Raw genomic sequence first — 14,014 nt, forward strand, 5'->3', positions numbered from 1 at the left:
CTTAAACGATGAATGGCTTTTTTTCTCTATTTTCTAAAACTGTCCGAAGTATTGACATAAGTATCACCTATAAAACCTAGCAGATTCCTACGCACATCAAAATCCTATGTTGCAGACATGACTTCAGATGAAAAAGTCAGATTAAAAAGTCTATAGATAACTTCCGATCGCAAGTCTGGCTCGTGATTACTGCCTGAATATCGACTCCAGTTCGTTGCGTAAGGATTTCAAATTGCCCACTCTGGCAACAACGAGGCTTTCACCGCCTGCGTCCGACAGTCTTTCCCGCCAAAGCCCCACACGTTCGGGATTATTTACCCAAAAATCGACGATCGCTTGCACGAGGCGATCGAAGTCCCAGCCTCTCTGGGCAGGCACAATTTCTGCCGATTGGATAAAGGCATCTAGCGTACAGCGATGGGCGCCAAGATACTCTACACCCTCATGGGTAGATTTTTGGATTGCTTCCTGTTGATGATTAAAGAAATAAAGAATCGGCGACACACCTAAAATTTCAAATGTGTATTCCATATTTATCTCCTAATAGCTAAAAGGTAAATTGAGAAGGAGTAATTCCTAAATTACCCCACTGACAAATCCAATAGAATTACTTTACCAATAAGACTAAAATGCTGGCACTCTTAGGCTTAGACTGCTAACTTTTAGGATTTATTAGTGCTTAAATCATTCAACATTTAAAACCAAAAATAAGTTCCTATAATTACAATTTTTAACCTTTATTTCTAGCTTTTCACACCCGCCCCAGCATCCGTAGGAATTATACCAATTTCCTCAATATTTGCGACAGATCAGGTTTTAGATTCCGCGCTGAGCGCGGTTTTTTCAAAATGGTATTACATAACGCTGTAATTCCCGCAGGGAATGCTTAGTTCCTAAAGTTATACAGATTGTTGAGCGACATATGGCATACAATCGCTACGGAATTATTGATTTTGCGGCGGAACACATCCCTAAGAGGGGAATCGTGTACTTCTCAATTCCGCGATTTCTGGTAGGCTCAGCCCAGTCGCACGAACAATGGCATCATCATCGAGCATATCCAGCAATTTCCCAGCCATTTCTAGCTTTGCCTCTATTTTGCCTTTCTCTAATCCTTTTTTCTCTCCTTGCCCCAACGCCTTTACGATCGCGTTACGCTGATCTTGAATAAAGAATTCTTGATGTTCTAAATCGTCCAATTCTTCAGGTGAGAGATTCCCTTCCCTCGCAAATTCAAACGCCTGCTTAATCTCTGGTACTAGATTCATACTCTCTGGTACAACATCTAAATCTCTGGCGTGCTTGAGAAAATACAACCACTTGTCCGCCAAAGTTTCTAGATCGGAGATCGCTTTATGGAACTTTGGCAGCTCTACAAACACTAATTCAAGATCGTAAATAGGATAATCAATCAAAAAGTCTTTCTCTTTTAAAATGAACCGAGAAGTTAAGCGATCAAGTTCTGGGAACATCTGAAAATCTGTAATCGTGAGCGCAATCACAGGGTTGAGTAGCGAATAGGATTGCCCGACACCAAGTTGAATGGAATAAGTTTTTGCCGCGTTGTAAAGAATGCGTTTTTCAAATCCTTCGATATTCAATACCTGCATTTCGATAATTACGCTTGTACCGTTATCGAGTTTGGCTTTGACATCGAGATAAGTATCTTTAACACCTCGGATGCGTGGAGCTAAATAAGGATTGAGAATTTCTAGTTGCGTGATAGTCTTCTCACCATTGTAAAGCAGGGCATTCAAAAAACCGATCAAAACATCATGACTTTGTTCGGAGCCAAAGATTTTCTTGAATGCAAAATCAGTTTTAGGACTAATAAATCTCATATTCTCATGCCAAGATTGCCCAACTTCATTTTAGCAAAAATTCATCCTTTGATGCCAGCGCCTGCGTCAGTGGAAATTACATAGCGTTGCAAAAAGATAAAAAACACAAAGATAGGAATAATCGAAATCACCGAGCCAGCGGCAATCAAACGCCAATCTTCCGAAAAGGCACTGGCTAAATTTGCCACACCCAAAGGTAATGTATAGAATTCTGGCTTGTCTACGATCACCAAGGGCCAGAGAAAATCGCCCCACATGGCGACAAAAGTAAAGACCGCTAAAGTGGTGAGGGCGGGACGGTTTGAGGGCAGCATCACATGCCACCAAACTCCCAAACTAGAGCAACCATCCATGCAAGCCGCTTCTTCTAATTCTTTAGGCACGCCTTGAAATGCTTGCCTGAGTAGAAACACCCCAAACGCCGAAACAACATAGGGAAAAATTAAGCCAGCATAGGTATTTTTTAGGTTGAGCTGTACTGCCAAAACATAAAGGGGAATCATCGTAATTTGAAATGGGATCATACTTGTCCCCACGATCGCCCAAAAGAAAAATGCCTTACCTTTAAAGTCATATCTTGCCAGTGGAAATGCCGCAAGAGAACAAAACAATAAATTCAAAATAACGGTGATACTTGCTACGAAAACACTATTCAACAAATAGATATGAAAGGGATTGTTTTGCCAAACCTTAATAAAGTTATTAAACGTAGGATGCGCAGGAATTAGTTGCGGTGGAAACCGAAAAATATTTTCATCGGGAGATTTAAAAGCCGTACTAACCAACCAAAGTAAGGGTGCGATCGTGACCACAGCAATCAAACTGAGTAACAAATATCCCCAAAATTTCTCTATATAGGAACTCTTGAAGTTAAATAATTTTTTCTTACGCAGATATCTATCCATTTAGGCACGAGTACTAGGGGAAACAAATTTTACTGTCAAAATTGAGATCGTAAAAATAATCAGAAATAAAACGACACCGATCGCGGAAGCATAGCCCATTTCTAAGCTGTCAAATCCCTTCTCAAATAGATAATAAACCACCGTTTTGGTACTATTCGCAGGACCGCCTTTGGACATGATATAGACCTCTTCAAAGATTTTCATCGAAGCGATCGCCGAGAGAATTGCCACAAGAATAATGTAGGGCTTTAGCAGGGGCACGGTGATATCAAAATGCTTTTGCCAACCATCCGAACCATCGATCGCAGCGGCTTCGTATAAATCTTTAGGAATTGCCTGTAGCCCCGCCAGATAGATCACCATGTAATAGCCTAAACCTCGCCAAACCGTCACCGCAATAATCGAAAAAATTGCCGTCCGCGAATCTGTCAGCCAAGCAATTTTGATCGTTTGAAATGAAATCAGCGAAGCGAAGTAATTTAAGATGCCATTCTGGGCGTAAACCCACTTCCAAGCAATGCCCGCCACAACCACAGAGACAACCACAGGAAAATAATAAATCGCGCGGAAAATCTGAATTCCTTTGAGGGCTTGATTGACTAAAATCGCCAAAATCAATGGCAAAACCACCAAAAAAGGCACGGCAAACACTAAATAAACGATCGTGTTGTAGAGAACTTGCCAAAATAAGCGATCGCGCCACAACAGATTGTAATTCTTCCATCCAACCCAATTGGGACTGCCCACAAAGTCATAACTGGTGAAGCTCAAGTAAACCGCTTGAATCACGGGCAAAAACGCAGTGATACCGAGCAGTAACACGGCTGGCAACAGAAAGAAATAAGGCGTCCAGTTAATATTCCTAAGTTTCTGCTTAAAGCTATTTTTTTTCGGTTTCACGATCGTGGGGCGTTGAGATGGGCAAGGCTGACGTCACTAGATGCTTAAGGCAATCTTACACGCACAATTCTCTGGCGATCGCGCTGCGCAAGGCAATCGAAAATTTTGATTTATGTTGGGATTAAATGTCCCATAAATATTGCTAATATGTTACATACCGAAACAAAAGTAAATACTAGCAATCATCCATTCAATAAAGGCAGCACGAAAGATATGACAGGTTTTATTAGGGGTTTATTCAATAAAAAGAAAGCAGATAAAACGGAGACAACTGTTTTATCAAGCGTGGAGTCTGAAGATTCAAATGCCTTTTTCTTAGATGCTGATTCGGCAAAGACTTACGGGGATATTGACTACATGCGTACAGCCAAGAGTGTAAAAAAATCCTTCCCTAAAATGGGAAATAGTACCGAAGGGGCTGAGTTGATTGAAGCGGTTTCTTCTATGGAGAAATTAGAGCTTACGAGTGGTGAATCGGCTACCTATGCCTCTAAAAAGGAAGCTGAAGCGCCTAAAGCAAGCGATCGCCGTACGATCTCTTCAGATACAAGCATGGACATGTTCCGCAATATGGCAAAAGATATCAAGAAAAAGTAATCTAGCCGAGAATTCATAGCCCCCTCATCTCACCAGTAGGGGGTTTTGTTTTGCTTGCTTTACGCACCACCCAGCGCCTTACAGTATTTTTGACCTAGAAAAATTGTTTGATGCTGTCAACTATATTTTCCAACAGTGCGAGACTCAATTAGCTGCTTACCTCAACGCGGCTGCTTGATAATGTGCGATCATAACCCATGCAAACTTCTTAGAAAAATCGTTTACTTGGGGGTTGAGAGCTAACACCCAATCGCAAAAAAGTTAAATCTATGGAATATTTACAGGCATTTATCCTTGGGATCGTGCAGGGCATTACGGAGTTTTTGCCAATTAGCAGCACCGCCCATTTGATTGTTTTTACGAAAATCTTGGGTTGGGAGCAGGTTGGCGAGAAAGCCTTTGTGGACGCAATTCAACTCGGTAGTGTTTTTGCCGTGATTTTGTATTTTTGGCTAGATATACGCCACATTGTCACGGGTGCGATCGCCGCCTATCGTGAAAAGGATTGGCAAAAAGAAGAGTGGAAGCAGATTGTTGGCATTGCGATCGGTGCGTGTCCGGCCTTGATCGTGGGCTATTTATTTAAAGATGTGCTACCCAAGAGCATTCTAGTCATTGGGATCGCCTCGATTGTGATGGCATTGATCTTAGGGGCAGCAGAAAAGTTTTGCTCTCGCAAACGGGGCTTTGACTCTTTGCAAATTCAAGACGGAATCCTGATCGGTTTGGGGCAGACCCTAGCATTAATTCCGGGCGTGTCGCGATCGGGCTCAACCCTGACTACAGCATTATTTTTGGGGCTGAAACGAGCTACCGCTGCAAGATTTTCGTTTTTACTAGGTATCCCCACGCTCACCGTGGCAACGGTATACGAGTCCTATAAGGTTTTAAAAGATCTCAAATCCTTTGGCCCATTGGTGGTCGGAATTGTTTCATCTTTCATATTTTCATATCTTGCGATCGCTTTTTTGATGCGCTTCCTCAAAACCCAATCTACATGGGTCTTTGTGTTTTATCGTCTCCTGTTTGGAAGCGCGTTGCTGTTATGGGTTGCTTAATTTCAAAAACGCTAAATTTAAAACCATTGCAGTAAGCTAAACCTACGTTCGTAGCTGGTATTTGTAGCTGGCATTTTTATTAAGCATGCAAAAAACTTATAGCAATCCTAAAAGAGTTGTAATAAGAGAGTGTCTGAGAAGTCTAGTATTTCGTATAAATTTCTACTTTTACTCCCCTTAATCCCCCCTTGCAAAGGGGGGAAACTTAAATCCTCCTCCTACCCTGCGGGAAGTCGCTTCGCGGAAGTGTGCAAGGGGGAGCTAGAGGGGGTAAAAACTTCTCTAACACGCTCTAATTTGTAGCAGGCAAGATGCCTGCCTGTGCGGAAGCCTGTACTACGTTCATAAACAACTAAAGATCGCTATAGTTCTGGGATACATTCATTAGGTAGAAATGCATATTCAGTTTAAGTAAGTCTGAATAATTCTAGGGATTCAATTTAGACCTAGTTACAATGTCTGAAGTTAGTGGGTAGGTAATTAAACTGATTATTTGTAAGTATGCTAAATCTTGAAAATTTTCCTTGGCTGACTTTCACAATTATCTTCCCGATAATTATGGCTCTGCTGATTCCCCTCGTACCCGACAAGGGGGATGGCAAGATAGTTCGCTGGTATTCATTAGTCGTCGGTCTAATTGACTTTTCGGTGCTGGTTTACGCCTTTTGTACGAAGTACGACTTCTCTAAACCAGGGCTACAGCTATCAGAAACCTATGCTTGGGTGCCACAGATCGGACTAAATTGGTCGGTGGGTGCAGATGGTCTTTCGATGCCCCTGATTTTACTTACTGGCTTTATCAGCACATTGGCAATCTTGGCTTCTTGGCCCGTAACCCTCAAGCCGAAATTATTTTATTTCTTGATGCTTGCTATGTTTGGCGGACAAATTGGTGTGTTTGCCGTTCAGGATATGCTTCTGTTCTTCTTTATGTGGGAGCTCGAACTGATCCCTGTCTATTTGCTGCTGTCAATCTGGGGTGGCAAAAAAAGGTTATATGCAGCCACTAAATTTATCCTCTACACCGCAGGTGGTTCTCTCTTCATTTTGGTAGCTGCTTTAGCCATGGCATTTTATGGCGATGTCCCCACCTTTGATATGAGAGCATTGGCTGCCAAAGACTATCCTCTCACATTCCAACTCTTTGCCTATGCTGGCTTCTTGATTGCCTATGGGGTGAAGTTACCAATTTTTCCTTTACATACTTGGTTGCCAGACGCTCACGGCGAAGCTACTGCCCCCGTTCACATGTTGCTGGCAGGGATTTTGCTGAAGATGGGTGGTTACGCACTATTGCGGATGAATGCTGGCATGCTTCCTGATGCCCATGTTTACTTTGCGCCTGTTTTGGTGATTTTGGGGATCATTAATATTATTTATGCTGCCCTCACCTCCTTTGCCCAACGTAGTTTGAAACGCAAGATTGCCTATTCGTCCATCTCACACATGGGCTTTGTCTTGATTGGGATTGCTTCCTTTACCGAACTAGGAACCAGTGGCGCCATGCTACAAATGATCTCCCATGGTCTGATTGGAGCCAGTTTGTTCTTTTTGGTAGGAGCTACCTACGATCGCACCCATACGCTGATTTTGGATGAAATGGGTGGGGTTGGTCAAAAAATGCCCAAGATCTTTGCCATGTTTACGACTTGCTCTTTGGCTTCCCTAGCCCTACCGGGCATGAGTGGATTTGTCGCCGAGGTTATGGTCTTTGTGGGCTTCGCAACCAGCGATGCTTACAGCGATACATTTAAAGTGGTAACGGTGATCTTGGCAGCCGTGGGTGTAATTCTCACACCCGTGTATTTACTATCGATGTTGCGCGAAATCTTTTACGGCGCTGAGAATAAGGAACTTATTTCTCACGAGGAACTGATTGATGCAGAGCCACGGGAAGTATTTATTATTGCTTGTCTGCTCGTACCGATCATTGGTATCGGACTATATCCCAAGTTGATGACGCAGGTTTATGATTCGACGACATCCAGTCTGGTATCAACGCTTCGGGCGGCGGTTCCAGCTTTAGCCAATAAACCCGTGGGAAGTCCCTTAGGATTTTTGCAGCCCAGCTTAACTCACAATACAGCGACTCTTGTTGCACCAGCGCTCTCGAACGTAGAATAAAGCAAACCTAGAGACTATTCTCGCTTTATACCCCCCCCACGGGGGTATTTTGCTTTATTTCGCACCTATGGTAGCCATCAATGTTCTCTATCGGCAATAAATTTCAAGCAAGCACTTAGCACAGTGGAAAATCAGAATGTCATCAGAATCGCAAAAAAATAAAGTGGTGGTGGTTGGAGCAGGTTGGGCAGGTTTAGGCGCGGCCCATCACCTTGCAAAACAGGGCTATGATGTCACGCTACTTGAAGCAGGAGCCTACCCAGGAGGATTAGTCGCAGGTTGGAAAACGAGCGGCGGTCGCTCTGTCGAAGCGGGTATTCATGGCTTTTGGTATCCCTATAACAATATCTTTGGTCTGGTTGAGGAGTTGGGTATCCATCCATTTACGCCTTGGACGCGTTCCGCTCAATATTCTCCTGCGGGACTAGAAGTGGAATCTCCCATTTTTCAGGATCTCCCGCGATTGCCAACACCCCTAGGTACGTTTCTTTATACCAGTTTTAAACGATTGCCCCTCAGCGATCGCCTCTCTGCCTTACCCCTGCTTTATGCCTTATTAGATTTTGACAATTCCGAGCAAGCTTGGCAGCGTTATGACGGAATGACAGCGAGGGAACTGTTTAAACAGTATGGGGTATCGGCTCGCTTATATCGCGAATCGTTTGAGCCGATGTTACTAGTTGGGCTGTTTGCCCCTGGCGAACAGTGCTCGGCAGCGGCAGCTTTGGGAATGCTCTATTACTTTATTTTGGCGCACCAAGCAGATTTTGATGTGGTGTGGTGTCGCGGGACGGTGGGCGAAAAGATCTTCCGTCCTTGGTGCGATCGCATTGAGAAGGCGGGCGGGCGAATTCTGACAAATCGTAGAGTTACAGATGTAGTTCTGAAGCCTCAAGGGGAATCGAGTCAGCCCTCTATTCAAGGAGTCGTTTGCGGCGATGAAGTATTTGAGGTTGATGCTGCGATCTTTGCAGTTGGGATTACGGGAATGCAAAGAATTATTTCTGCGAGTCCTTCTTTGCAAAGCCTTAAGGAATTTAGAGATGTGATGAACTTAGGCGCAGTGGATGTCTTGGCAACAAGGTTGTGGTTCGATCGCAAAATATCTATACCTCGCGCCTCTAATGCCTGCTTTGGCTTTGATACGACAACGGGCTGGACGTTTTTCGATCTAAATGCTTTACACGATGAATATCGCGATGAGTCTGGAACTGTAATTGAAGCAGATTTCTATCATGCCAATCAGTTTTTGCCCCTAAATAACGATCGGATTGTATCAATCGTGCAGAGCTATCTCACCACTTGTATTCCTGCGATCGCAGACGCAAAAGTAATTGACAGTAGTGTGATTCGCTTACCCCGTGCCGTTACCCATTTTTCTCCCGGTAGCTATCCATATATGCTGCGAGCAAAGACCAGCATTCCCAATCTTTATATGAGTGGAGACTGGATTGTCAATCGTCATGGCTCTTGGTCGCAAGAGAAAGCTTTTGTCACAGGCTTGGAAGCCGCTAATGCCGCGATCGCCTACTTAGGTGACGGAAACCCAGCCCAAATTTTGCCAATAGAAGCTGACGAACCCCATATTCAGTTGGGACGATCGCTCAATCAAATTGCTCGAAATACGATTGGAGCCCTATTTCCTAAGTTCTGGCTCCCCTAGCTTTTTAGAAATGCGATCTATCGGGATGAAGTGAGCGATCGCGATCGCAACGCAAACTTTGGCGCAATAATGACTTTAACCAGTAAAGGTAGAGCATTATGGAAAGCGAATAGGCGATCGCTCTCAATCATGCAAATACTTTTTAACAAAATCTTGTGGAGTTAAACATTCAAATTCTCCAGTTTCTTGAGCTAGACTCCGAATCAACTTATGATTAGCCGAAATAAAACATTGAGATTTACCTTTGCTTGCTGTCAAATAGATTCCCACATCTTCACGAGGAATAATGCCTAATGCTTCAACTCTTGCCAATTCCTCAGCTTCAAGAGAAACATTATGGACATTAAAGTTTTGCCACATATTTGCTACAATTTGACTACCCCAATCTTTGTTTTTTAAGCGTTTAGAAACTCGTAAAATCTGATCGAATAGTTCTTCAGAAACTACCACTTTAACTGAGTTCGTTCTCTTTTTGTCAAATCCCGCCCATAATAAAATCTCCCATTCAGAACTCAACGAATCTGCAACACCAATGATGTAAATATTAGTATCAAGAAAGATACGATTGGGGAAAGTCTTCATTGAGGTTTAAAACTTTCTCTTTCATTTGCTATTTCTTTCTTAACTTCTTGGACTAGTTCAATAATCTTTTCCCTAGAGTCATAGCCAGATTCTTTCAATGATTTTTGCACTGACTGCTGTAAATCTTCTAAAGGAATCAATGGTAAATTCGCCGCAAATTGATAGGGGTTTAAAACGGCTGATTCAATTAGGTATTTTAATTCAGCTTCAAGCGATCGTCCACGCTGAACTGCTTGCTTTTGTAGCTTTTTGATAACAATAGGATCTAGGTCTGTAATGATTACTTTAGTCATATTGTTAGACACAGAAGAAAGGCTGGGTATGATTTGAGTATAGCATCGCAAAATCAATCTAGTTCGACTGTGTGAGTGAGCTAGTTGGCGATCGCGATCGCAACGCAAACCAGACATTGGCGCAATAATCGTTTTATTAGTTGAGGCAAATCATCATGAAAAGCGATCTGGCACAAGCTAAAAAAGCAGGCCAATCACCTCTCCGCAAAAGAAATAACAGATGGAGTCTCTGGATTAGATTGCTGATTTATCCACCTATGGCTGTAATTGTTGCTGCGTTGATTTTGCCGTCTTTTCTTTGCAAAGCTAATAAAGCCCATCAATCTGGGGCGCGAGCCTATGTAGGTGCATTAAATAAAGGGCAACAAGCCTACTTTACAGAAAATAGGAAGTTTGGTTCTAATATTGACGTGTTGGGCGTTGGGCTTAAAACCGATGCGGAAGATTACATTTTCTCTACTCGTGTAGCCACAGTAAAATCAGCCAAAGAACAATCAGCCTTAAATTACGGTATTTCTAAAAAAGCAGACTATCGTAGCTATGTTGGTGCAGTCTTTCTCTCGCAGGTTACCGCATCAAGTGATGTGACAACTTTAGCGATTCTCTGTGAGGCAAATGCTCCTGGAGATACAAAACCACCCGATCCGATCGTGAAAAATGGAATTCCTACTTGTGGAGCCAACACCCAGCCCGTAGGACAGTAAGCCAAGCTACCTGATTAAAGTTCTATTGTTCTCAAAAGCTATCGCTGGCAAACATAAGTGCGATCGCAACACAAACCAAATTTTGGTGAAATCATCGTTTTGTCAGTTGAGGTTTATTGCAATGGATATCGATTACAGAACAGCTAAAAAGGGATGGGACATCTGGATTAAATTGTTAAGTGCTATATCTTTTGTAGGAATTGTTACTGCGATCGCGCTACCTTCATTTCTAAATCAGCCTTGCAGCTCTACGACATCTAAAGCAATAAAATTTGTAGGTGCATTAAATAAAGGACAACAAGCCTTCTTTAAGGAAAATAACCATAAATTTGGCTCTAGTATTGATGTGTTGGGAGTAGATACTAAAGTTGAATCAGTTGCTTATGATTATTACTCTATTGGTGTCAAATCAAAGGCGGCATTTAGTTATGCTATTTCCAAATATCAAGGGCTACGAAGTTTTGTTGGTGGAGTTTTTGCTGTGCCTGTTCCAAACACAAGTGGTGTAACAACTTTAGCGATTCTCTGCGAGGCAAATGCTCTAGGAACTATAAAGCCATCTGAGCCATTCATGAAAGCTGGAGTTCCTACTTGTGCGCCCGACACCCTGCTTGTAGGAGGAAATCCCTGTCAAGCAGGGAATGTTTACACGACCATTGAAGGCGTTTCTACTTGTGTGCCCGAAACCTAACTTGTAGGAATGAGATCGATTGGTATACAAGCCTGCGATCGCGATCGCACCGCAAATCAGACATTGGCGTAATAATCGTTTTATTAGTTGAGGCATATCATGATGAAAAGCGATCGGACACAAAGCAAGTCTGAAGAACAACTAGAGCCAAATAGCTTGGATCTACCTGTAGATCCTACTTCCGAGGAATTGAAAAGTGATATAGCTCGCCAACAAAAAGCAAGCGTAAAAGCCAGAGCGATTGGATGGTCGATTTCTTTATCTCTAATCGCTGTACTTGGCGTGATCGCGATACCTTCATTTCTGAATACACCCTGTAAAGCTAAGCAAACTGAAGCAAGAACATACGTCGGTTCTTTAAATAAGGGACAACAAGCGTATTTTACAGAAAACAGCAAGTTTGGTTCTAATATTGATGTGTTAGGAGTGGGTATAAAAAATACTACGCCAAATTATAGTTACTCTACTCATGTAGCTACATCAAAATCAGCATTTAGTTACGGTATTTCTAACAATGCAGACCAACGAAGCTATGTTGGCGCAGTTTTTGCCGTGCCTATTCCAAAAGCAAAAAATGTAAAAACTTTAGCGATTCTCTGTGAGGCAAATGCTCTAGGAGCTATAAAACCGATCGATCCATTCATTAAAGATGGAATTCCTACTTGTGGAGCCAATACGCAGTCCGTAAGCGAGTAAGCCATGCTACCTGATTAAAGTTCTATTGTTCTCGAAAGCGATCGCTGGCAAAGATAAGTGCGATCGCGATCGCAACGCAAACCAAACTTTGGCGCAATAATCGTTTTATTAGTTGAGGCATATCATGATGAAAAGCGATCTGGCACAAGCTAAAAAAGCAGACCAATCACCTCTCCTCAAAAGGAATAATAGATGGAGCTTGTGGATTAGATTGCTGATTTATCTACCTATAGCTGTAATTGTTGCTGCGTTGATTTTGCCGTCTTTTCTTTGCAGAGCTGATAAAGCCCCAACATCCGAGGCGCGAACCTATGTGGGTTCATTAAATAAAGGACAACAAGCCTACTTTACAGAGAATAGCAAGTTTGGTTCTAATATTGATGTGTTAGGAGTTGGGCTTAAAACCGATACGGGAAAAAATTACATTTACTCTACTCGTGTAGCCACAGTAAAATCGGCAAAGGAACAATCAGTTTTTAATTACGGTATTTCTAAAAAAGCAGACTATCGTAGCTATGTTGGTGCAGTCTTTCTCTCGCAGGTTACCGCATCAAGTGATGTGACAACTTTAGCGATTCTCTGTGAGGCAAATGCTCCTGGAGATACAAAACCACCCGATCCGATCGTGAAAAATGGAATTCCTACTTGTGGAGCCAATACCCAGCCCGTAGGACAGTAAACGATGATACCCGATGTACTAAAAGGTTTTATGGTTCTCGTGTTTGTCTTCATTCCCTTGGAGAGAATGTTTGCGCTGCACGGGCAGAAAATCTTTCGGGTGGGTTGGCAGACCGATCTAACCTACTACTTTACGGGGTACTTTATTGGCAAGGGTGTCCTTCAAGTTCTCTTGGTTTTCTCGCTACTGAGTTTGCAGACAGTACCTGTTCTATCTAATCTCGTGGCTTCACAACCTGTATGGCTGCAATTTCTCGAAGCAGCGGCGATCGCTGACTTTTGCTATTACTTTGCCCACAAACTTCTCCATACTGTCCCTTGGTTGTGGAAATTTCATGCCGTACACCATAGCACAACGCACCTAGACTGGCTGGCAACCGTGCGCGTGCATCCATTCGATCAGGTGTTTACCAAAACCTGTCAGATCGTTCCACTCTATTGCCTCGGCTTTTCCAGTGAAGTCCTCGCAGCATATGCCTTGTTTTGCAGTGGAATCGCCTTCCTGATCCATTCCAATATACGCATCCAGTTTAGATTCCTTAAGTGGTTGATAGCCACACCCCAATTCCATCACTGGCATCATGACGATTCTCCAAAGTTCTATAACAAAAATTTTGCCGCCCAATTTCCTTTTATAGACTTGCTGTTCGGCACGCTCTATATACCCAAAGATAGAATGCCAGAGCGTTACGGTCTAGAGATTTCTGTTCCAACCAACTACTTCAAACAATTGGTCTTTCCATTTAAAATTCGCAGACATTTTCCGTTCCTTAATAAATCACAACTATGAAACTCAATCCTACTCTTATCGCCGCTATACTGCTCGGTGTTACGGTTATCGGCACGGCTGGATTTATCAGCATTGGTGCAATTACACACAGAATGGATATTCCCACATTCATTTCCAGTTGGAGTACACCCCAGATCTTAGTCAGCGACTTGGCTCAAGGAAAACTAAAGCCCGTTCTGCTGATTGACGTGCGATCGCCCGAAGAATTTGCCGAAGATCGCATCGGTCGCAGCCAACTGGTTCCCCTGACAGAAATCGAGACAGGTTTGGGGATAAGCCAAGTCCAGAAAATCGCCCAGCAATACGAACAGAAACATCAAACCCAGCCCACGATTGTTCTCTATTGCACGTCGGGGATGCGATCGACAAAAGCTTACAAACTACTGGCAGGCACAGGCTTAAAATTTGTAGTCCTAACAGGTGGGATCGAAGCATGGCGACGCGACATCCCAGCCGTAAAGGATGCTGGAATTTTTGCAAAAGTAGAATAGC

At 43.0% G+C, this 14,014-nt stretch carries 16 protein-coding genes; 10 read left to right on the forward strand and 6 right to left on the reverse strand.

Annotated elements, in window-relative coordinates:
• Nucleotides 1–186: 186 nt before the first annotated feature.
• From V2H45_RS11845 to V2H45_RS11860, 4 genes are all read right to left on the reverse strand, one after another.
• Nucleotides 187–531: a hypothetical protein gene (locus V2H45_RS11845; RefSeq protein WP_330483862.1), complete on the reverse strand. Its 345-nt coding sequence runs from the start codon at nt 529–531 to the stop codon at nt 187–189.
• A gap of 440 nt (nt 532–971) precedes the next feature.
• Nucleotides 972–1,841, reverse strand: coding sequence for an Rpn family recombination-promoting nuclease/putative transposase (locus V2H45_RS11850; protein ID WP_330483863.1), 870 nt, complete (start codon nt 1,839–1,841; stop codon nt 972–974).
• Nucleotides 1,842–1,882: 41 nt separating this feature from the next.
• On the reverse strand, nt 1,883–2,746 hold the full coding sequence (locus tag V2H45_RS11855) for a carbohydrate ABC transporter permease (protein ID WP_330483864.1): 864 nt from the start codon (nt 2,744–2,746) through the stop codon (nt 1,883–1,885).
• Nucleotides 2,747–3,646: a carbohydrate ABC transporter permease gene (locus V2H45_RS11860; RefSeq protein ID WP_330483865.1), complete on the reverse strand. Its 900-nt coding sequence runs from the start codon at nt 3,644–3,646 to the stop codon at nt 2,747–2,749.
• Nucleotides 3,647–3,793: 147 nt separating this feature from the next.
• On the opposite strand from V2H45_RS11860, the gene V2H45_RS11865 reads away from it, so the two are divergent.
• The 4 genes from V2H45_RS11865 (at nt 3,794) to V2H45_RS11880 (ending at nt 9,088) form a co-directional block, all read left to right on the forward strand.
• The gene (locus tag V2H45_RS11865; RefSeq protein WP_330483866.1) at nt 3,794–4,243 is read left to right on the forward strand and encodes a hypothetical protein; all 450 of its coding nucleotides are present in this window, start codon (nt 3,794–3,796) and stop codon (nt 4,241–4,243) included.
• Between the two features lie 269 nt (nt 4,244–4,512).
• Nucleotides 4,513–5,301, forward strand: coding sequence for an undecaprenyl-diphosphate phosphatase (locus V2H45_RS11870; protein ID WP_330483867.1), 789 nt, complete (start codon nt 4,513–4,515; stop codon nt 5,299–5,301).
• Nucleotides 5,302–5,802: 501 nt separating this feature from the next.
• The gene (locus tag V2H45_RS11875) at nt 5,803–7,425 is read left to right on the forward strand and encodes an NAD(P)H-quinone oxidoreductase subunit 4 (protein ID WP_330483868.1); all 1,623 of its coding nucleotides are present in this window, start codon (nt 5,803–5,805) and stop codon (nt 7,423–7,425) included.
• Between the two features lie 136 nt (nt 7,426–7,561).
• Nucleotides 7,562–9,088: a hydroxysqualene dehydroxylase gene (locus tag V2H45_RS11880; protein WP_330483869.1), complete on the forward strand. Its 1,527-nt coding sequence runs from the start codon at nt 7,562–7,564 to the stop codon at nt 9,086–9,088.
• A gap of 123 nt (nt 9,089–9,211) precedes the next feature.
• Here the strand turns inward: V2H45_RS11880 and V2H45_RS11885 are convergent, their stop codons facing one another.
• A complete protein-coding gene (locus tag V2H45_RS11885; RefSeq protein WP_330483870.1) occupies nt 9,212–9,670 on the reverse strand; it encodes a PIN domain-containing protein in 459 nt (152 codons plus the stop codon).
• Complete coding sequence (locus tag V2H45_RS11890) at nt 9,667–9,963, reverse strand: FitA-like ribbon-helix-helix domain-containing protein (RefSeq protein WP_330483871.1); 297 nt, start codon at nt 9,961–9,963, stop codon at nt 9,667–9,669. The genes V2H45_RS11885 and V2H45_RS11890 overlap by 4 nt, the downstream gene beginning before the upstream one ends.
• A 155-nt stretch (nt 9,964–10,118) precedes the next feature.
• Between V2H45_RS11890 and V2H45_RS11895 the strand changes: the two genes are divergently transcribed.
• The 6 genes from V2H45_RS11895 (at nt 10,119) to V2H45_RS11920 (ending at nt 14,013) form a co-directional block, all read left to right on the forward strand.
• Nucleotides 10,119–10,667, forward strand: coding sequence for a type IV pilin-like G/H family protein (locus V2H45_RS11895; protein ID WP_330483872.1), 549 nt, complete (start codon nt 10,119–10,121; stop codon nt 10,665–10,667).
• A 121-nt stretch (nt 10,668–10,788) separates the two neighbouring features.
• Nucleotides 10,789–11,358 (forward strand): type IV pilin-like G/H family protein, encoded by a 570-nt coding sequence (locus V2H45_RS11900; protein ID WP_330483873.1) that lies wholly within the window; start codon nt 10,789–10,791, stop codon nt 11,356–11,358.
• Nucleotides 11,359–11,460: 102 nt separating this feature from the next.
• The gene (locus V2H45_RS11905) at nt 11,461–12,054 is read left to right on the forward strand and encodes a type IV pilin-like G/H family protein (RefSeq protein WP_330483874.1); all 594 of its coding nucleotides are present in this window, start codon (nt 11,461–11,463) and stop codon (nt 12,052–12,054) included.
• A 127-nt stretch (nt 12,055–12,181) separates the two neighbouring features.
• Nucleotides 12,182–12,733, forward strand: coding sequence for a type IV pilin-like G/H family protein (locus tag V2H45_RS11910; RefSeq protein WP_330483875.1), 552 nt, complete (start codon nt 12,182–12,184; stop codon nt 12,731–12,733).
• Between the two features lie 3 nt (nt 12,734–12,736).
• Nucleotides 12,737–13,522 carry a sterol desaturase family protein gene (locus V2H45_RS11915; RefSeq protein ID WP_330483876.1) on the forward strand — a complete coding sequence of 262 codons (786 nt, stop codon included), beginning with the start codon at nt 12,737–12,739 and terminating at the stop codon, nt 13,520–13,522.
• A complete protein-coding gene (locus V2H45_RS11920) occupies nt 13,519–14,013 on the forward strand; it encodes a rhodanese-like domain-containing protein (RefSeq protein ID WP_330483877.1) in 495 nt (164 codons plus the stop codon). The genes V2H45_RS11915 and V2H45_RS11920 overlap by 4 nt, the downstream gene beginning before the upstream one ends.
• Nucleotide 14,014 lies beyond the last annotated feature (1 nt).

Source organism: Tumidithrix elongata BACA0141 (assembly GCF_036349135.1).
Lineage (GTDB): Bacteria > Cyanobacteriota > Cyanobacteriia > Pseudanabaenales > Pseudanabaenaceae > Tumidithrix > Tumidithrix elongata.